The following is a 19,973-nucleotide window of genomic DNA, read 5'->3' as shown; positions in this document are numbered from 1 at the left end:
AAAACAGCAGCCTTGTTTGAAAAGCCAAATCCAGCCACCTATTCAAAAACAATAACATAATGTGCTTTCTGCTTACATTCAAGCGAATAGTCACTGACGTGAGGTTTAGCTAGCCATCTATGGACGTTCCCGGTGAGTCAAGCCAATACTCTGTTCACCAAAGGTTTTTTACCTTCGTTTTCTGTTCAAGAAAAGAGTGAGGACACCCACAGCTTTCATGATTGCTCTTGCACACCATAATTCCTATGGGCTGTGGTTAAAATCGTAGCGATGTTATCACGGTATTTGTGTTTTAATATTCAGCAGATTACGCAGAAATTAGCCAAGGCGAATTCAGATGCGGACGTGACCTTCGATGACATGGATGTCATCGTAGAGCCGCCATGGATGGCTTCACGGCGTGTCACGGAAGCAGTTGAATTCGGCGAACGAGTGATGGATAAGCGCTTTGTCTTGTCTCTTAATGTTCAGCTTATTTCGTGTCGCGTAGCAAACAGCCGCAAATAATTTGCGGCTGTTTGCGATTAACACACTGTATTTGAACTGGGATTTAAAGCTTACATCAAACCACTTACTATTCAGCCACCATCGCCATGAGTGCGGGTAAAAACTCGTTATCTAATGCGGCGATTTCGCTTTGTTCGACCAGCACTTGATTGAGAATGTCATGGCTGGTGAGGGGGTTGGCGAGTACTACGCGAAACACCACGGTTGCTTGTCTAAAATAGCGGGCTGGCTGAATGCGGGTGCGGGAGACGAAGGACTTACCCTGTTCGCGTTGGTGCTTTTGAATAAACTGAGTAAGACCATCGAGCAGCTCGTTAAAGCGGGCGATTCTTATCGTGTCTGCTTGCTCACAGGCAAGCTGCATGGCGGCTTGGACGCGGGCGGGCACATAACGGTAAGTCAGCAGACAAAGTTCTGGCTCAGTGATTAGCTCAAAATCCTCATGGGCTTTGATTTGTTCGGCAAAATAGCGCGCTTTTTCAAGGCTGTTATTGATTAAGATTTCGTAGCCATCGCGGCCGATGATCTGTAAGCAAGCGTGCACTAACATCGCCATGCCGGGGCGTGAACCTTCCAGCGTTTGGCTGCCTAAGTCCTTTGAACCACGGCGCAGAATATACTCGGCGTGATGGGCAATGGCGTGGGCAAACTCTGGATCTTTAAATAACACCATGCCTGCGCCCATGGGCACGTACATTTGTTTGTGGGCATCGATAGTGACTGAGTCCGCAAGTTCGATACCTGCGAGTAAGTGGCGGTATTTATTGGATAATAAACTTGCGCCGCCCCACGCTGCATCCACATGGAAATGGCAGTTTAACTCTTTTGCCAGCGCAGCTAATTCTGTCAACGGGTCAACATTACCGGTTTCTGTGGTGCCAGCCACGCCAACAATCGCTAACACTTTGATGTTTTTGCTAGCAAGTTCAAGGGCGGCTTGGCGCATTTTTGCGACATCGACCTTGTTATCGCTGCCCGTGGGAATGCTGATGATATTATCACGGCCGATGCCAAGCAGATCGACGGCTTTGCCCAGCGAGTAGTGACCGCGCTCTGAGACCAAAATCGCTAAATCGTCATAGCCATAGTGGCGTAGTGCCTTGAGTAAGCCTTCGCGGCTGACGCCTTTAAAGTCGCCATCGGCCTTGAGCAGTTGGTTGCGGGCAATCCACAGGGCCGTGATGTTGGCAACCGTGCCGCCTGAGCAAAATGCGCCGAGGGAATGATTGGCGCTGTGCATCCAGCTTTGATAAAAATCCGTATCTTGGTCGTAAATCAAATGGTGCATCATGCCGAGCACTTGGCGCTCAAGCGGCGTAAATGCCTTAGAGGTTTCGATTTTGACCAGATTTTGATTGAGTCCCACCATCATCTTCGACAGTGGCAACACAAAGTAGGGCAGTGCAGAGGTCATGTGGCCGATAAAACTTGGCGCCGCTGTGTGTACCGAATGCGCCACCAAATTTTGCATGATTTCGTCGGTGTAATCGGAGACAAAACGCGGCTGAGTTGGGATCTCAAAGGCTTGAAAATCTGTTTCGATTTCCGACAAGGGTTTTTCGAGCGCGGCGATACTATCACCCAAAAAGCCTGCTAAGTCCTCGGAGAGCTTTTGCTCAATAATACTCAGCGTTGAGCTTGCATCTTCCGGTGCAGTAAAAATGCGCAGCAAACTTGCTTCGGATGCGGTGGCTTGGCGAGGGAGTTTCTGGGTCATGGGGCTTGCCGTCTATTAATTTTTATAGTGAAACTGCAAATTGGCTCGAAGAGTATAACGGACCAGTGACTTTCGACCAGTGATGCGCGATCAGTGACTCTCAAATTTTCAATCAGCGGAATACTAAAAAGGGAGCTCACTTTACTGCAAGGCCTTTTAGGCATCAAGCACTAAAATTTGGTATTACCAAAGCGTTGCGGCCTAAATAAGCAAAGGCGCCGTTATGGCGCCTTTCTTCAAATCATTAAACAGAGGGAATTACTTAAGTATTAGTTCCAGTATTAGCGTTGGCCTAACATGAGTACCGCGCCGATATTTCGGGCGGTATTGCAAAGGTTTAGCTTGGCATTGGCCAGTACATCATCAAGTGGACTTAAGTGCGGGATGATAGGGAAGATCGCCGCCATACCGTGATCCAATATGGCATTGGCGTTTTCACCGAGGCAGCCCGCGATACCGATAGTGGGAATGCCCTGCAGTTTGGCTTGCTTTAACACGCCCATTGGGGTTTTACCAAACACGGTTTGACCATCGATGCGGCCTTCACCTGTGATCACTAAATCGGCACCACGGATTTTGTCCGCAAGGCCAACGGTTTGCATTACAATCTCAACCCCAGGTTTAAGCTCGGCATTTAAAAAAGCCATCACGCCAAGACCCATACCGCCAGCAGCACCAGCTCCGGCATGATCGCGGTGATCGCTAATGCCATTGCGAGCAATCACATTGGCATAATGGGCAAGAGCGGCATCTAGCTGCTTAACCATCTCGGGCGTCGCACCTTTTTGCGGACCAAAAATTGCCGATGCGCCGCGTTCGCCACACAGTGGATTGTCAACATCGCAGGCAACTTCGAAGCTGCACTCACGTAAGAGTGGATGAGCGTTTGATATATCGATTTGGGTGAGTTTCGCCAGCGCTGCGCCGCCAGAAGGTAGCGTTTTACCTTGGCCATCGAGCAATAAAATATCCAGCGCTTGGGCCATACCCGCGCCGCCATCGTTGGTGGCACTGCCGCCTAGCCCCAAAATGATGTGCTTTATCCCCCGATTAAGCGCATCACAAATTAGCTCGCCCGTGCCATAACTTGTGGTAAGCAGCGGGTTACGTTGCTCCCTCGGCACATGGTGTAGCCCAGACGCTGAGGCCATTTCAATCACGGCAATCGCGCCTCGATGTGGCGATTTGTTCGTTGGATCTGCACGTGAAACTGAAGCAGAACTTGTATTGATCGCAGCGCTGAGAATACCTTCACCAAGAATGCCATAGTGTGCTTGCACTCTATGTCCCAGTGGCCCCATGACTTCTAAGCTGACAATACTGCCGCCCGTGGCGTCCACCATAGATTGCACTGTGCCTTCGCCACCATCAGCAACGGGTATTTTGACTATGTCGCAGTCGGGGATCACTTGTTTTAAGCCTTGTTCTATGGCGTTGGCCACTTCGAGCGCGCTTAAGCTTTCTTTAAATGAGTCGGGGGCGATAACTATTTTCATTAAAAATCCTACAGCTAAATGGGATAAAACAGGGCTCAATGTTGAACACTAAACCCAAGGCCACTTACGTTGGGCGCAACAACATCCCTGTGCTAAAACTGAGGTGATATAAGGGCATTTATATCCATCACTGGCACATTAATCTGTTGCAATTATTAGGGCGTATAACAGAGATATATCTTGGGCACGGTATGTGCCCAAGGGACAATATTGAATCAAGAACTCATTAATATTAGAGCAACACTAGGCTTAGCACATACACAGTTACCATGGACGTCACACCTTGGATTAGGGTCGCCATAGTTTGGGCTTTATAGGCTTGTTTGACGCTCATGCGGCTAAATTGGGTGACGACCCAAAAGAAGCTGTCATTGGCGTGGGAAACTGTCATTGCACCTGCGCCAATGGCCATTACTGTTAACACTCGGCCCATATCGCTACCGAGACCAATATCGCCAAGCATAGGCGCAACCAGTGCAGAGGTTGCGACTAACGCGACTGTCGATGAACCCTGCGCTGACTTAAGCGCGGCAGCGACGATAAATGGCATGAAGATACCGATACCCAGTGCCGACAGTGATGTGCCCAAAAAGTCACCGATAGGCGTGGCTTTTAATACCGCACCAAAGGCACCACCTGCACCTGTGATTAAAATAATCGGCGCGGCAGTGACGAGCCCTTGGCTGATGCGTTCGCTAAATTCGCTGATCTTATTCTCACCCTTTAACAGCAGCAGGGATAAAAACAGGCCAATCATCAGGGCATTAACGGGCTGACCGAGGAACACGAGCGCATCAAACACACCTTCTTTACCCAAAGGCGCTGAAGGGAGGTTAGCGATAGAACCTAAACAAATTAATACGATAGGCACAAAAATTGGTGCGAAAGCTTTTAATGGACTTGGTAGCGTGCCATAGCTTTTTTTCAGCGTTTCATAGTCACTGGCCTGCGCTTTAAGTTCTTCTGCGCCTTCACCATCGGGCTCAACATCGGCAAAGCGGTTTGCCCATAACATACCCGCGAGTGCCGCAACGGCGGCCACAAAGAGACCCACACCGATCACTAAACCTAAGTTGGACTCTAAGCCTAAGTTGCCTGCGGCGGCGATAGGGCCTGGCGTTGGCGGTACAAAGGTGTGAGTGGCGTACAGACCTGTGGCTAAGGCAACGCTCATGGAGACACTAGAGACCTTCATGCGGTTCGCCATCGATTGTTTCAGTGAGTTTAAGATCACAAAACCCGAGTCACAAAAGACCGGAATAGACACAAGATAACCGATAATTGACATAGTGAGTGTCGGGAAGCGTTTACCTAATATCTTGATCACCACATCGGCCATGGTGATGGCGGCGCCGCTTTTTTCCAGAATAATCCCTATGATAGTGCCTAAGACGATCACTAAGCCGATATAGCCTAAAATATTGCCAAACCCTGTGGTAATGGTTTTAGCGATTTCTCCGCTTGGCAGGCCATAGGCGAAGGCCGCGATAAAGGCGGCCAGAATTAAGGTTAAAAAGGGGTGGAGTTTAAATTTTGAGGTCGCGATAACAATAAATGCAATCACGCCGATGAGAATAAGCACTAAGTTCATAGTTTGTCCCGTTCAGTTCTTGGCTGAAGTTTTTGAGTAAGTTTTTTGACTTATAGTGTAGGGCGCAGTGCTTATTTGGGCCTGAGTCCAAATGAGGGCTGCTTTAAGGTCATCCTATTATTGTGCAGGTATGTTTGAATAGCTTTGGCTAAATCCACGGAATTACCGCGTTATGTTTCGCCATTTTTGTGCTCATGCACAAAAATGCTTAGGTGAATTCGAATGCAGGAGGAGGCGTTTTGTCGGTAAAGGAGGCGCTTGTCGATAAGGATTGGCAAATAGGGCTATTTGCCAATCCTAAACAGGAGGGACTTAACTCGACATCTTTATTGACGACGAATAAAGGATTCTACATAGGCTGCGGTGCGGGCATTGAGTATCGGATCGGCAGATGCAGTAATGCCCTTAGGTAATAACAGTGGGTTAAATATGCCTTTATCACACTGTTGAACTAGGGGATCGCTATCTCGCTCACCGTTAATCATCACTTGGCCTACCAGTAAACGCTGGCGAGTTTCAGGCCAGATCACGGTTGGGTCATTAATCTCATCACCCATTTCGGCGAGTTGAATATAGAGGTTCCATTGTGCTGGCTGGATTTTAATGCGCTCGAGTAATTCCGCCTTTAAAAAATCATCACTGAGATTGGCAAGTTCACTGGCTGACAGCGCGGCAGTACCTGCGACAGGTTCAAAAATCCATTTACCCGCGACCGTTTCACCTTGTTGAACACTGTTTTTTTGCGTGCTGAACAGGAAACTATTTACACCAAAGTAGCGGCTGTTGGCAAAACTTGGGCTAGGAGGCAACTGTTTAACATAGTCGAAAAAAGCTTTAGCGCTGGGTTGATTATCAATAAGCCACTGTTTACCTTCAGGGCCTTGTTTCACTTTGGTCTGAAAGTTAAAAAATTCTTCGAGATTTTTGGCAAAGAAAACAGGAACGTTAGTGGTGACAAAGTTAAGGTTTTCTTTATCGCCGTCAATTTTGAGTGACATAAAGCGCCCAGCGGTTTTATCTGAGATCTGCGGATTTGTACCGCCGAGGGAAAAGCGGGCTGTGACCTTGATACTATCTTGATTAAAAAATGGAATTGCCAACGTTTGTTGTAATTGTGGATTCGGTTTAAAACTGCCTGAGGTACAAAATCCCTTAGTGTGATTACGCAGTTTGACATTTTTACCCGCCTCGCGACTTGCCGCATCGGGTGTGCCGTTGACGGCATCGACCAGTTCGGGAATGGTTTTCTCGGCCGCGATTAACGAAGGTGAAGTCAGCGCAATGCCGCTAATGAGACAAGCTTTGGCGAGTAAAGTCAGTTTGATTGAGGTCATTATCATTCCTTTCAATGGACTAAGTCGAGAGCGCTAGCATATCGACGCGATACTATATGAAAGGATAGGAAAGGGGATACGGTATAAATCTTTCAATTAATTTTTTAGTACAGGCCAAGTTTTACTCAATTGATCTGGTTATAAGGTTTGCGCCGTCATCTGCGGGCTTTTTTCTGGCTAATCTGTTGAGTTGCTAAGTCATTTGAGCGTTAAGTTAAGCGAGTCGAAGTATCAATTAATTGCCCAAGATACAGGCTTAATAATCCATGCAGGGATTGAATGTCGGCTTGGGTGATTTGCTGAATTTTATCAAGGCGATATCTGAGTGTATTGCGATGAATAAACAGGGCATTCGCGCATTGCTGTGCATCGCCAAAGTGGGTGATGTATGCCGCTAAGGTTTTGCGTAATTGGCCGTTTTTGTCCGCCTTGGCGAGTTGCTGGTAGGGCGTTGCCAGCGCCTGACCGCGCCAGTCATGTTTTAGCCCTGCAAGTAACACTTGTAGGGAATAATCTTCAAACAGGTATTTATTCCCTTCTGCATTGAGCTGCTTACCGAGTGCTAAGGTTTCTTGAGCCGTGTGATAGGAGCGCGCTATCCCACCTTTTTCCGGGAAGAAATGGCCTAGGGCAATTTTAAAGTTTAAATCCATTTGGGCGGGTAAGCGCTGCAACAGCTTATCGATACGCTGATTTTCAAGCTCAGGATCCCATTGTTTTCCATCTAAAAAAGCAGGCTTTAGGATCACCAACTGCGACATTGAGGTCATGGCAATCAAGTTACCACGGTCAGGATATTGCAATAGATGCAGCACTTGCTTGAGGGTTTCACTGACTCTGGGGCTACGTTCATCGGCGGGCTGAGTGGATGCCTCAGCTAAGTACAAGGCCGCTGGGGTGGTGTCGGTTTTTAAATGGTGTTTCTGGATGTTTTTCTCGCTGATCTCAATAATGGCCGCGACTCTTGGCAGGCTGATATCAATGTCGAGCTGTTTTGCCCAGCGGTGCAACTGTGCATCATCGGTTTCAGCTTTGATCAGTTGCAGAATAAATTCTTCACGCTGGCGATTCTCCCATTGCAATTTATCCTGCAGGTTGGCTTGTTCAACAATCATTTCGGCGGTCATTTTAAGTAACTCACCATAATGGGTAAGCTCACGTGGATCACCGGTAATGCCGACGACGCCGATAATTTGTCCTTGATAATGTAAGGGTAAATTGATGCCAGGCTTAACGCCATGCAGCCCTGAGGCGACTTCTTGACTGATCTCAACATTGCGATTTTGGGCAATCGCCAGCAGCGCGCCTTCGTGGGTTGAGCCAATGCGCTTAGGGTCGCCTGAGCCTAAAATCACCCCTTGGCCGTTCATCACATTGATATTGTGGCCAATGATTTTCATTGTACGACTCACAATTTGCTTAGCAATGGCAGAATCAAGCAGATACATACAGGCGCCTAGTGGGGTTGAAGGTTTAACAGGGATGCAATACGCATTCTTAATCTGGGTAGCATATCGCTTTCAAACTCAGGATGCTGCTTAAGCCAAAGATTATTACGCGGGCTTGGGTGCGGCAAGACAAGATACTTAGGCCAATATTGCTGCCATTGCGCGCATGCTTGGGTCACTGTTATTGGTTTCAGTTTGGGGATGACTGTTACGTTAGTGCTGGTTGTTTGAGGCTTAGTGATTGGCGAAGTGGGGTTTACGGCCTCGGACGATTCGCGCGGTAGATGATAGTCGATGGCATATTGGCCGAGGATCACAATTAGCTCTATTTGCGGCATTAGGGCGAGCAAGGCCTGATGCCAAGTGGCAGCACATTCGGGGCGCGGTGGTTTATCACCCTGCTTTTTAGCGTTTTTTTCGATACTGCCCGGAAAACAAAATCCCATAGGGATAATGGCAAAAAGATTGGGGTCGTAGAATTGCTCCCGCGTGACATTTAACCAAGTGCGCAGCCGTTCACCGCTGGCATCGTCAAAAGGTATGCCTTTATGGTGGGTTTTCACGCCCGGAGCTTGGCCTGCAATCAAAATCCGCGCTTGGGTACTGGCCTGCAATATCGGCTTGGGCGCTAAGGGTAAATGGGCCTGACATAAAGTACAGGCGCTGATTTTTGCCAGCAGTTTGGCCATTGATGCCGAGCATGATGGCGATACAGTTACGCAAAGTGGCGATGGCGCTTTAGTGAGATTCGTCTTAGTCAATTTAATCGCTAATTTTATCGTTGCTCATTCATTTTCAATCAGGATTGGAGCATCATCACTGTTTGATATACCCAGTAGCCAAAAAGAGAATAGCCAAGGATTAAACCGATATAACTTAATATCTTAGGAATTTGATTTGGGCTTGAAGCTAAACAGATGTGGGCCAGTACAATCGTAAAGAAGGCTAAGGGGGCAATCACATAGCTTAAAGTTAAGATGAATAATGCCCCTAGGCTGATGATCCAATCAGCATTGCGATTGGTGGGCTTATCGATTTGGTAAAGCTGTAGTGGCAATAAAATCAGTCCAATACCGACACAGATAATACCTAAGTTAAGGGCGAAATCACTCCAACCTCTATGATCATAAATGGCTAACGCAATGGCAATTAATGGCACTATTAGTGCGCTTAATACATGGCGTTTAGCAAAAGTGGCGCTGCGATACTGACCCGCAAAAAAGAATAAGCCCTGTAGAAACAGATTGATTAAGGTAAAACCACCTAGGCCTAAAATGATAAATAGGCTCGCTGCGCCACCCGAAGGGTCGAACGCCATGGCGGGTAAGGGTAATAGGCTTAGCCCCAATAGTGCTTGAATTGATAACAGCCACTGAGATTGGGAGAGTGAAGAATAAATACGCATGGGCTCAGAGGATTAACTAAAAGATTGAATTAAGATCCGCTAAAGTGAGCCAAAACTCAAGGATTAAGGTTTTTATGGGCGGACTTTCGCGCCAGAGTCTGATCTTATTCAAGATTTTTACTGTTATCTGCCATGACGTTATCGCTTTAAAAGATCCTGCTGCACTTAAACAAAAGCCCGCAAAATGCGGGCTTTTCGTGTTATGAACAGTATCGATTAGAGTTTGTAACTCATGCTCAGCATGATCATTTGCGCTGTGTAGTCATGGCTATTGCTGCCAAAGCCTACGACGTTCCAGATCCCATCGACGGCGATATCATTGGCGGCATCATTGTCTTTATAATTCTCAATTTTATAATCCAAGCGCAGCGCCATTTTCTCGGTGGCTTGATATTGAGCATATAAGTTAATGTTGTGCACTTTGGCAAAATAATCGCCATAGTCGCCTGTGATACCTTGTCTGACTTGAGTGTTACTGTCGGAGTTTGAATAAGTGTAATCCAATCCCATGCGTAACTTGTTCTCAAGCAAGTTGTTGTAGCTCAGGCCTGCCCCGATCACATCTACATTGTCTTCAATGAATCCTGTCCATGTCGGGGTGCTGTAATTACTGCTTCCCGCTTGTTCTGACTCAATGATTTGGTAGTTGTAGAAGGCTGTCGCCAGTAAATCATCGGTGATCATGTAGCTGATGTTGGCATCATAACTGGTGTCTTTTGACTCCGTTAAGCCAATAACTGTGTCAGAGTAGTCATCTAATGCGTAACGGGCACCGAAATCTATGGTCAAGCTGTCGATTGGCGAGTGGGTGACTCGAGCTTCAATCTGGGTTCTGTCGCGGTTAGCCAGATTGTACTTACGTAACAGGCTGTTGGTTTCAGAAGATGTCCATTCAGAAGCTTGATATTGCGAGCCATCACGCTGACCGTAACTGCCCTTAACCCACATATCCCAAGTTTCAAAGCTGTTAACGCGCAAACGTGCCCAAACGGTATTTTCATCCGTGGTTTCACGGTCTTGATAATTACGGTCGTCACGTTTGAAGTCATAGCCGCCATCAAGCTTCAGTCCATGGGTAATACGATAATCCGCCGCCACTTTGAAGCGTTGGCTAGTGTTATCGTAAGGGGTGTTATAGGCCACCTTACCATTGACATTGTTGATGCTGACTTGGGTCCACTCTTCAATTTGAGTATTGTTATCACGGTCGCTATAGTCGTAGCTACCACTTAAGCGCAGTGAGTTAGTTACTTTACTGACGACTTTTAAGTTCAACCCTGTGAGGTCAACTTTGGCATCAACGGCCTCTGTTGGCACTTGATAGCCATAGCCTGAAGTGACTAATGCTTGGTCTTGACTCATTTGTCCCGCAAGCACACGACCTGTTAACACATTGGTATTGTCGTTGTATTGGCCCATGAGCGAGACTGTGTGTGACTGGTTGTCAGGGTCAAGGGCGAGTGTGCCAGAGGTTTGAGCACCAAAAGTTGGATTGAAGGCACTGTCGAAGTTTAACTGGTTGTACTCGTTCTTAAAAATTGAGCCATTGTAGTTAAGTGCAGTGAACCAACGATCGCCTTTTAGTTTAATGCCAGCTTCAATGGAGTCAGTGGTGTAATCAACTGGCTCAGCTAACATCATGGATTGGTTAAAGAATCCACCTGATGTTTTTTTCAAGCCGGTTTTTTCTTCACGCATGTAGCTCACATGCGTACTCCACAGCGATTCACCTTGATAGTCAAAACCTAACCCTGTGCGCTCACGTTTGAGCGACAGTTCTAAGGCATTTAGGTTATCCATCAGTAACGGCATCTGGTTGCTTGAACCCGCAGTTACCCAGTTGTCTGGCAAGGTTAAATTATCGCTGCCGACACCAGAGTAGGGCGTTAAGGCACTATTACTGTTGTAAGTGGCGATTTGGCGATAGTTTACATTGATATTATACTGGCCTTGTTTGCCCGCATTGACATCTAAACGGCCACCATCCATGCCCAGTTGATAAGCTTCAACGCTGGCTTGATAGCCTTTCTCACCACGGAAGGTGACATCGGCATCAAATTTACCTGCAACTTCGTTTGAAGTCCCAAAGGCATTCGCCGAGCGAATATCCTCTTCGCTGTTGTAACCCACGCCCACACCCACAGTGCCAGATGTACCCGTTTCAACAACGCAGCCTTTACAGCTCCAAGCGGACATTTTGACTTTTTCTGTATTGGCATTGGCTAAGCCATACCCGTCGGCCGCTATTGCAAAACCTGTGTTTGCTAGTAACGCCAGAGTGATCAAATTGAGTTTAAATTTCATTTTCTCGTCTCCTTAGCGCTGTAATAGCTTGCCAGATGGATGGTTTGAACCATGGACCTGACTGTGGCAATTTAAACAGCTTCTTCCACCCGTAAAGGCATTGTCGCCGACGTTTGAACCTAAACCAGTGTTACCTAAGTAAGCATTGCTGGCGTGGCCATCGCTGGCGTGACATTGCTGACACAGCTGCGGTGCGCGGGTTTTCAACATGGCATCATTCACACTGCCGTGAGGATTGTGGCAAGTCACACAGTTCTCAGTCACGGGTGCATGTTCCCACAGTTTTGGGCCGCGTTTCTCGGCGTGGCAGGAGTAACAGGTTTCGTTAATGCTAGGCTTGTTTAGATCGGAATCTGTCATGCTCCCATGGGGATTATGACAATCGCTACAGGTCATTTGAGCCCATTTTAGTGGGTGACTCGAGCGTTTATTCATATCTGCTTTTTGCTTAGTGTGGCAGCTAGTACAGACTTCCATTTCGGTGTTTTTTGATAACACAGGATCTTTTGCGACATGCACTTGGTGGCATGAGGCACAAGCGACATCGGCATTGTCATGGTGACTACCGTTCCAAGATACGCGTTTATCATCTTGGTGACAGCTCATACAGACACTGTTTTGTTTTTCTGCACTTAAGGTCGATTGCTTACCAAAAGTGATCATCGGCTCGTTGCCGCCTTTATTGTGTTGACCCATAGGACCATGACAGGCTTCACATTGCAGGCCAGCCATTGGGCTCTTTGATGAATCAATGGCGCCATGAACACCTTTGAAGAGGTCCATCACTTTTTCAGATTTTTTGTGGCACATCAAACAAGAATCGGCACCTTTAGGGGAGTAGCTGCCTTCGGCAAACTTCTTATCTAAGGTGGCTTCGACTTGTTCTGGAGTCATTTTGTCATCCCACTTTGAGGCGTGTGCACTCGGTGTGATGCATAAAGACATCACTGCAGACATTGCCATGGAGATGACAAGTGCCGGCAGTAGGTTTTTCATTTTTAGGCTGTTCTTCATAATAGGCTTCCCAATTTGTCCCAACAAAATTCAAGAAAGGGGGAGCGAACTCCCCCTGCTTGGGCAAATTACATCTTCACCTGAGTGTGATCTGTTGGTGTGGGTTTGTGACAGTAGAAACAGGTTTCTGACTGCGCCGCTTGATTGGCTTGAACATAATCACCGTTCACAATCGCGCCCATATTTTCTAAGCCGTGGCCAATAGATTCTGGCGCGTGGCATGAAGTACAAGTGGCAGTGATTGGTGTGGTGTATTTACCCGCAGTTGTTGCCAGAGCGCCTTTGACCTTGAATGCATCTAGGTTGAAGTCGTTATGACATTGGGTACATTCTTTGATGACACCTTGTTTACCATGAACAACGTGTAACTTCATCTCCAACGCACCTTTGTTAGCACCATTTGCATAGGTACCATCTGGGGTATGACAAGCGACACACGCATCCACACCGACGATTGGCTTACCGCTGGCATCTTTTGCATGTGATAGCTGTTCTGTCATCACAAAACCCGCATGGTGGCCTTTGTGAATTTCGAAGCTATCACCGTGACAACCTTGACAGGTACCAAACTCAACTGAGTTAACATGACGCATGCTCGGTGCTTTACCAGACTTAGTGCCAAAAGCTAGCTCGGCTTTCATGCTTGTTGTTGCGCTGTCAGCGGTACATGCGGTTAAGCTTGTACCAGTGCTACACACTTCTAAACCGATAATGGTAAAGGCGGTATCAGTATCGCCTGCACCGAAAGGTAGAGCGGGTGTTGTAAAGACCAATTTACCGTCAACTAAGGTTACACCTTCTTGCAGTGCGCCATCTTTGACTAAGTCTTTCGCTATTTTCGCTTTACCGCTACCTGGACTTGGATTGTAGCCCATGATCGGGAAGTTAGGGCCAACGTTGGTAACAGACTCTAAACGTTTAATCTTATCTTGAACGGTTGCCGCATCAATTGGGTTACCATCTTTGTCTAAGATAGACACGGTTAATACTGCTGTATCATCAGCTTGACCAGCAAGTACTGCTGACATACCTAACTGAGCGATAACGGTTTTTTTGTCTGCAGTCTTACCTGTGTGCAGTTCTGCAGTCCAATCGCTGTTATGACAGGCGATACAGTTAGAGTTATCTAGCTGTTGTGAGTGACCTTTACCGGCTGCAAAGTCCACTGCGCTATGGCAGCTTCCACATGAGGCGGCAGTTGGGATACGTGACCAATTACTCCAATCAGGCGTAGCCTCATTTGCTGCGTGACAGCTTTGACAGCTTTCTAATGAGCCTAAGGTGAGGTCTTTGTGTTTAGCGTGAACGAGAACATTGAACTCTTTACCTACGCCAACTTTTCCGGCAGTGTGGCAAGTTGCACAGTAATTAACGTCAGAATACGCGCCGCCATGTTTAACATTGGCTAAATCTTGGTGACAAGTATTACAGCTTTCTGTGGCGACAATTTTGCGACTATATGTTGGCAGTGCGCCAGTATCGGCAGTGAAGTCGACAAAGGCGTTACTATTTGGTACTTGAGTACCATCGGGAAGCGGAGTGTTATAAGCGCGGATTAATACTCGTTGAGCTAACTGTTCGTTATAGGTGACTTTAGTGTTAGCGGTCAGGTTCATACTAAAAGTATAACTGTAGTGACCGTTTTTCTTGTCAACGAAAGTCCCTGGGCATGTTGCAGCGACATCACAGGTTTCATCACCAAAGTATTGCCATTGTGACGCATTACCTGCACCAGTTGCACCTTGTGGGATTAATTGTGCTGCGGCAAAACGCATTTTTTGTAGGCCAACAACGGGTAAATCATTTTCGTTAGTGACGGTAAACTCAACACTCGGAATACCGTTAGTGACGACAGATTTGTCAAAGGCGAAATTAAGGGTTTGAATCGCTGGAGCAGGTTCGCCACCAGGTTCACCGGGATTACCATCATTACCATCGCTGCCACCACAGCCCGCTAAGGCCATAGTGACTGCACTTGCTGCTAACAGCAGTGCGATTTTAGTTGTTTGTGCGTTCATCATTTTTTTCCCTGCATAGGTTTGGCATTGCTTAAACGCTATGTTCTAGAGCCAACAGATTCTATGTCTGTGTTTTTGGTCACTAGAAGCGACTTAAGTGGATGCTGGAAATAGAATTCCCCAAGGAAAGGCTAACCTAACATGACCTTAAAATCTCCAAGGCCTTTGCTAATGTGTGACTTGGATCTTTCTATTTCTAAAGAGGTATTTAAAGCGAGAGGTAAAAATGATTCTAGAACAAAAAAACAGCGGATTTTATCTGGGTAATGTGCGTTGACTTTATACTATAAAAGCAAGGTTTGAATGGGATTGCTGTTATGTAAATAAAATCCCCCGCAGTGCGGGGGATTTTGCTGAATTTAATGTGAGTAACGACTGATTTGCGATTCGTTACTCGGTTCCATATTAGTATTTCACTGGGTGAACTTTATCCACACCAAATGATTTACCTTCACCATGGCAGGTCGCACAGGTTTCGCTACCAGGAGTATAAGTGCCAGCAGCAGCGTTATATACACCACCATTGGTTTCGAAGTGACCTATCACTGCGCTGTCAGTTGCGGTCGTTGCATGGCAAGATGCACAAGCTGCAACGGTTGGTGAGTATTCACCAGTACTTGCTAAGAACGCAGGTTTATCGCCTAGTGTAGCTAAGCTAAGTTGACCTTTATCATGACAAGCCGCGCAGTTCGCTGGGTTTTCAGGGAAGGTTGCTGCATCTGTTGTTAAACGGCGCACACTGCGAGTATCAGCGTGAATTTGGTGGATCATGACTTTAAAGTCAAAACCACGTTCAAATGGCTTTTTACTGTGAGCAGGAGCGCCATTGTGACAAGCCACACAACTACCATCGGCTAAAGCTACCGCGGTATTAGGTACAGCAGAGTGACAAGTACCACAGCTGTTATCAGGCTTGTCTGCCGCATGGGTCAGCGCATGAGAGGCTGAAAAGTCAGCTTTCTCACCATGACAGTTAGCACATTTTGCTTCAGAGACGACTATGCTACGTGCGGTAACATTACTTGCATCGGCAGAGAATGAAGCTTTATTACTGCCAACAATCACTTCGTAGATTGGTGCTTCAGTGTTACTACAATCAATCGCAGCATCCATCGTTGGATCGAGTTCTGCAGAGTTTGCACAGATCAGCAATTTGCCGTCCATGAAGCCTTTACCAATACTAACAATTTGTTTGTATGGAACAGAACTTGTGCCAATAACAGCTTTAATGCCTGTTAATGTGTATGTTACTTTTGAGCCATTTGGTACCGCTGTTAAGTTAGCGTTAGTCTCAACTTTGGCCAAATTTACAGAAATACGGTTTTCGCTACGACCTAAAGTACCATTCGATGGACGTGGGCCCATGGTGTATTCAGTGCCATTGAATGCCGTTAAGCTGACCCAAAACTCTTTCACTTTAGGATCTTGATGTGGAGCAACATCACTGTGCCAATCGACTGTGAATGTTAACTCTCCTTTAGCCACATCAAATGTGCCATTTTCTAACTTATAGGCATATTCAGTTCGCAGTAACTTAGTGGCATTAGCTTTTGCTAAGTGATATTTAGCGCTGCCTTCTTCACCTTGTTCGGCGTGACAAGAAGCACAACCACCAGTTTGGAATACATTGACTAGGTTTGCACCTGGAATACCGTCAATTTCAGGTGTTGCATAGTAATGGAAATAGTTACCAACGAAACCACGGTCTTTTTGACCTTCAGGTGGCGTTAACCATTCGCTGTTATCTACTGGATTAAAACCTGACATGTGACAAGATGCGCAGGCTAAACCTTTGTGATGTTTAAAGCTCGCGGCATCAACGGGTCCTTTGTCATCTGTGCTATGGCAAGACTGGCAGTTCCCGATAGAGACTGGCAGAGTGACTCGTTCAGAAACGTCTTTACCTTCACGGTATTGTGGGTAGCCACTTTCAGCCGCAGCTTTAGCCATAGTACCGCTAAAGTCATAAGCCGTTCCGCTGTAACCCACCATAGCGTAAGTACCTTTGTGAATGGCATGAACCATGGCGCCCATATCTAAAGGTGATCCTGTTTCTGGATCTTTACTGTAGCTGGTATGACAAACTTGACAGTTTGCTATTCCGATCCGTCTTCCGCCATGTAGTGCTAATGGCTTAGCAGTAGAAGATGTATCGCTATAATTTGTGCTGTGACACTTGATACAGTTCGCTTCTAAATCGACAACCGTACGCGTTTCCGTCTCTTTAGCTACTCTAAAGTTATCGCTTGGTAAGAAGTCGATATGGCTGTTGACTAACTTGGCATCTTTACTGCCATCGGTTTGAAGTTCTAAAGTAATGCGATGTATTAATGTTGGGTCGTAGGTTAAATCGAGACCTTCAATAGCGGGCAAAGTACTTAAATTAGTTTGGAAGGTATAGCGGTAAACGCCACTATCAACCACTGTTAAACAAGTGGTTTTACAACTAGATTCGATGTTCGCTTGAATAGCATCACCAGGTGTAAATTTCACTTCTTTAGTAATAGGATTGCCAGCGCTATCTTTACCATCGGTATAGCTATAATTTGCAAGACTGCGTGCAGGATCAGCTGCTTTCACTGAGTTGATATAGCTGACCCATTGAGGTGTTTTGTAACCTTTGCCACTTTCAGGGGTAAGTTTTGCAATACCCAATCCGATAGCATTGATTTGAGCGTATTGCTCTAGACCCGTCACAGGAACGCCATTCGCATTCGTTAGTACTATGTCTACGCTGACAGTGCCGTTGTCAATTTTTACATCTTCAAGTGTGGCTTTGAGTGTGGTGGCTTGACTTATGTCTAAGCCTACCGGACCCGGTTTTCCGTCTTCACCATCTTTACCGTCACTACCACCGCAACCGGCGAGTAGTAGAGAGAGTAAACCGGCACCCAACATCGCTTTTGTTGCGGTATTGAAATTGAACCGTTTCATCATGATATTTCCCTGCAATAGTTGTAATCATCATCAAACGCTTGGCAAATAAGAATAAATCTCATTACCCGCATAAGATGTGTGGAATTAGTTTTCCATCTGTAAGGCTAACTAAGTCACTGGTATTTATCAGTCACTTTAGGCGGGTAATGTGACTGAGATCTGACTATTTCTTTAGGAGTAGATGACTGCATCGTATGAGTTCCTTTTATATCTGCAGTTGCTGGCCTTTTTAGGCCAGCATCATAGGGTTAGTTTATTGGATGCACTTTCAACACGTCCGCGACTCCGCCCTGTCCATGACAGAAAGCACAGGTTTCAGTTCCTGCGGTTGCATCGGATTTTGTACCTGCAAAAACAGCACCTTGCTGAGCCATGTGGTTATGAGTGCTGGTATCTGAATGGCAGTTGCTACACACCGCGGCAATTGGGCTGGTAAAAGTGCCGTTATTGAGGGCAAGGGGTTGCACCGCTGAATTTAAGGGGAGGGCGACGGTAGAAATTCCCGCAGTATCGTTAACGTGACATTGGGCACAGTTACCGATTTTTCCTGGGTAGTTTAGGCTTTCAAACCCCGTGAATTGACTGGTGTGAATACCGTGGATCAGCTGCTTAAAGTCAAATGACGTGATTGAAGGATTGGCTGCCGTCGCATCGGCCAGCATATTGGCGTTATGGCATAGCTGGCATTGACCATCGAGATCGTTACGTGAGCCGTGAATATTCAGTTTTTGATCACCATGGCAATTACCGCAGCTTGCATTACTCACAACGCTACGGTGACCTTCATTGCTCAATGCTGCCATATCAAAATAACTGTGGCTGGATTTAATCACTAACACTTCCGCCAGTTCAGTCGTGCAATCAACCAGTACTTTATCTTTGGCACAGACTCTGCCTTGAATCGCAAGTCCACCATGATCCGTTTCAGTGCCTGCTGGCACGGTAAGGCCCGCTATCGTATAGGTATAAATGCCATTAGAGCCTGATATGGGGGTGGATTCCGGCAGTTTAATCGAGCGAGCTGAACGGGTCGCATAATCAAAACTGGTTCCCCAGTTGGCATATACCCTTAAATCATTGATAAATTTTAGTTTATCGGCACTTTCGCTATACTCAGTTCCTGTGGCTGGATTCATCAGCTTAACCGCAACAGTGACCGTACCATTGGCATCCATACTGGCGCTGGTGATGCTTGGGCTAAATTGCATCAGTGCCGCGTTTTTAGCTTCATCACTGTGTACGCTTGCGGTCCAGTCGGCATTATGACACGCCACGCAGTTACTGTTATCTGTTTGCACTGGGTGTCCTTCGCCTGCGGGGAAATTGATCTGTGTATGACAGGCACCACAGGCTTGCATGGTCGGGACTCTGCGCCAGTTTTGCTGTTCGGTTAACTCAGCCTTATCGACGTGACAGGTTTGGCAGTCACTAATGGGTTGCGGGAAGCCGGTTAAATGTTTGCTGTGGATCATTTGTGGGAAAATATCCGCAGGGTTACTGACTTTTTTGCTGTTATGGCAGGTGACGCAGGTTTCGATTTGATTATATCTACTGCCATGGAAAGCTAGATTACTGTGGCAACTATTACAGGTCTCTATTGTGACTAAGTTGCGGGTGTAAGCGACATTACTACCTGAAGATTGCCAGTCATAATGCTGATTGGTTATAGGTAAGGGCGTGTTATCGGCAAGTTTATCGCCGCCAATTTTGACCACCATTCTTTGGGTCGCTTCGGGCATAAACGTCACTCCATTCATGCCATTAAATGCGGCGCTGAAGGTATAACTGTAGTGACCGTTTTTATGATCTGTGAGACTGCCAAGGCAAGTTGCCGCGCAGGTTTCAGCGGTAAAGTGCTGCCATTCACTGCTATTCCCCGCGCCTGTATAACCTTTGGGGAGAAGCTGCGCAGCAATAAATGTCGCCGATGGGATACCAATCACGGCTTCATCATCTTGATTGCTCACTTGAAAATCCACTTGAGCAATGCCATCTGTCATCGCGATTTTATCTACCATGATGTTAAGGCTAGTTATCGTTAATGCAGGCGGTTTCGCAGGCTCACCGGGATTACCATCTTGGCCGTTATCACCGCCACAGGCGCTTAATAGCGAGACTAAGGCCAGCATAAGACTGAATTGAGTGCGAATTTTTGCAAACTTGTTCATATTTCTATCCTTGGAATGCGCTGTCAGTGCCTAA

The 19,973-nt window shown here is 46.7% G+C and carries 12 protein-coding genes; all 12 read right to left on the bottom strand.

Annotated elements, in window-relative coordinates; all coding sequences use genetic code 11:
• Positions 1-574: 574 nt before the first annotated feature.
• The 12 genes from panP to CKQ84_RS23550 all read right to left on the bottom strand — a co-directional run bounded on the left by panP (position 575) and on the right by CKQ84_RS23550 (position 19,939).
• Positions 575-2,224 (bottom strand): pyridoxal-dependent aspartate 1-decarboxylase PanP, encoded by a 1,650-nt coding sequence (panP, locus tag CKQ84_RS23605; protein WP_105252952.1) that lies wholly within the window; start codon positions 2,222-2,224, stop codon positions 575-577.
• Between the two features lie 281 nt (positions 2,225-2,505).
• Positions 2,506-3,720 (bottom strand): glycerate kinase, encoded by a 1,215-nt coding sequence (locus tag CKQ84_RS23600; RefSeq protein ID WP_105252951.1) that lies wholly within the window; start codon positions 3,718-3,720, stop codon positions 2,506-2,508.
• Positions 3,721-3,952: 232 nt separating this feature from the next.
• Entirely contained in the window at positions 3,953-5,311 is a 1,359-nt protein-coding gene (locus CKQ84_RS23595) for a GntP family permease (protein WP_028760489.1), read from the bottom strand.
• Positions 5,312-5,637: 326 nt separating this feature from the next.
• On the bottom strand, positions 5,638-6,645 hold the full coding sequence (locus CKQ84_RS23590; RefSeq protein ID WP_028760488.1) for a catalase family peroxidase: 1,008 nt from the start codon (positions 6,643-6,645) through the stop codon (positions 5,638-5,640).
• Between the two features lie 209 nt (positions 6,646-6,854).
• Complete coding sequence (locus CKQ84_RS23585) at positions 6,855-8,093, bottom strand: sugar diacid recognition domain-containing protein (protein WP_028760487.1); 1,239 nt, start codon at positions 8,091-8,093, stop codon at positions 6,855-6,857.
• An 8-nt stretch (positions 8,094-8,101) separates the two neighbouring features.
• On the bottom strand, positions 8,102-8,782 hold the full coding sequence (locus CKQ84_RS23580) for a uracil-DNA glycosylase family protein (protein ID WP_105252950.1): 681 nt from the start codon (positions 8,780-8,782) through the stop codon (positions 8,102-8,104).
• A 110-nt stretch (positions 8,783-8,892) separates the two neighbouring features.
• Positions 8,893-9,498, bottom strand: a complete 606-nt coding sequence (locus CKQ84_RS23575; RefSeq protein WP_105252949.1) for a hypothetical protein — start codon at positions 9,496-9,498, stop codon at positions 8,893-8,895.
• A 216-nt stretch (positions 9,499-9,714) separates the two neighbouring features.
• Positions 9,715-11,802, bottom strand: coding sequence for an MtrB/PioB family decaheme-associated outer membrane protein (locus CKQ84_RS23570; RefSeq protein ID WP_105252948.1), 2,088 nt, complete (start codon positions 11,800-11,802; stop codon positions 9,715-9,717).
• A 12-nt stretch (positions 11,803-11,814) separates the two neighbouring features.
• Complete coding sequence (gene mtrA / locus CKQ84_RS23565; RefSeq protein ID WP_028760483.1) at positions 11,815-12,816, bottom strand: decaheme c-type cytochrome MtrA; 1,002 nt, start codon at positions 12,814-12,816, stop codon at positions 11,815-11,817.
• A gap of 68 nt (positions 12,817-12,884) precedes the next feature.
• On the bottom strand, positions 12,885-14,837 hold the full coding sequence (locus tag CKQ84_RS23560) for an OmcA/MtrC family decaheme c-type cytochrome (protein WP_105252947.1): 1,953 nt from the start codon (positions 14,835-14,837) through the stop codon (positions 12,885-12,887).
• A 402-nt stretch (positions 14,838-15,239) separates the two neighbouring features.
• Positions 15,240-17,768: an OmcA/MtrC family decaheme c-type cytochrome gene (locus CKQ84_RS23555; protein WP_254053155.1), complete on the bottom strand. Its 2,529-nt coding sequence runs from the start codon at positions 17,766-17,768 to the stop codon at positions 15,240-15,242.
• A 251-nt stretch (positions 17,769-18,019) separates the two neighbouring features.
• Positions 18,020-19,939 carry an OmcA/MtrC family decaheme c-type cytochrome gene (locus CKQ84_RS23550; RefSeq protein ID WP_105252945.1) on the bottom strand — a complete coding sequence of 640 codons (1,920 nt, stop codon included), beginning with the start codon at positions 19,937-19,939 and terminating at the stop codon, positions 18,020-18,022.
• Positions 19,940-19,973: the final 34 nt, after the last annotated feature.

It is taken from the genome of Shewanella sp. WE21 (assembly GCF_002966515.1).
GTDB classification, from domain to species: domain Bacteria; phylum Pseudomonadota; class Gammaproteobacteria; order Enterobacterales; family Shewanellaceae; genus Shewanella; species Shewanella oncorhynchi.
Note: the sequence above shows the minus strand (reverse complement) of the source record. Positions and strands in the feature narration are given on the sequence as shown.

Excerpts from the sequence above, each read along its gene's own strand:
- CKQ84_RS23580 (WP_105252950.1), bottom strand. The coding sequence starts at position 8,782 with ATGGCCAAACTGCTGGCAAAAATCAGCGCCTGTACTTTATGTCAGGCC.
- panP (WP_105252952.1), bottom strand. The coding sequence starts at position 2,224 with ATGACCCAGAAACTCCCTCGCCAAGCCACCGCATCCGAAGCAAGTTTG.
- CKQ84_RS23575 (WP_105252949.1), bottom strand. The coding sequence starts at position 9,498 with ATGCGTATTTATTCTTCACTCTCCCAATCTCAGTGGCTGTTATCAATT.
- CKQ84_RS23570 (WP_105252948.1), bottom strand. The coding sequence starts at position 11,802 with ATGAAATTTAAACTCAATTTGATCACTCTGGCGTTACTAGCAAACACA.
- CKQ84_RS23585 (WP_028760487.1), bottom strand. The coding sequence starts at position 8,093 with ATGTATCTGCTTGATTCTGCCATTGCTAAGCAAATTGTGAGTCGTACA.
- CKQ84_RS23595 (WP_028760489.1), bottom strand. The coding sequence starts at position 5,311 with ATGAACTTAGTGCTTATTCTCATCGGCGTGATTGCATTTATTGTTATC.
- CKQ84_RS23550 (WP_105252945.1), bottom strand. The coding sequence starts at position 19,939 with ATGAACAAGTTTGCAAAAATTCGCACTCAATTCAGTCTTATGCTGGCC.
- CKQ84_RS23560 (WP_105252947.1), bottom strand. The coding sequence starts at position 14,837 with ATGATGAACGCACAAACAACTAAAATCGCACTGCTGTTAGCAGCAAGT.
- CKQ84_RS23555 (WP_254053155.1), bottom strand. The coding sequence starts at position 17,768 with ATGAAACGGTTCAATTTCAATACCGCAACAAAAGCGATGTTGGGTGCC.
- CKQ84_RS23600 (WP_105252951.1), bottom strand. The coding sequence starts at position 3,720 with ATGAAAATAGTTATCGCCCCCGACTCATTTAAAGAAAGCTTAAGCGCG.
- CKQ84_RS23590 (WP_028760488.1), bottom strand. The coding sequence starts at position 6,645 with ATGACCTCAATCAAACTGACTTTACTCGCCAAAGCTTGTCTCATTAGC.
- mtrA (WP_028760483.1), bottom strand. The coding sequence starts at position 12,816 with ATGAAGAACAGCCTAAAAATGAAAAACCTACTGCCGGCACTTGTCATC.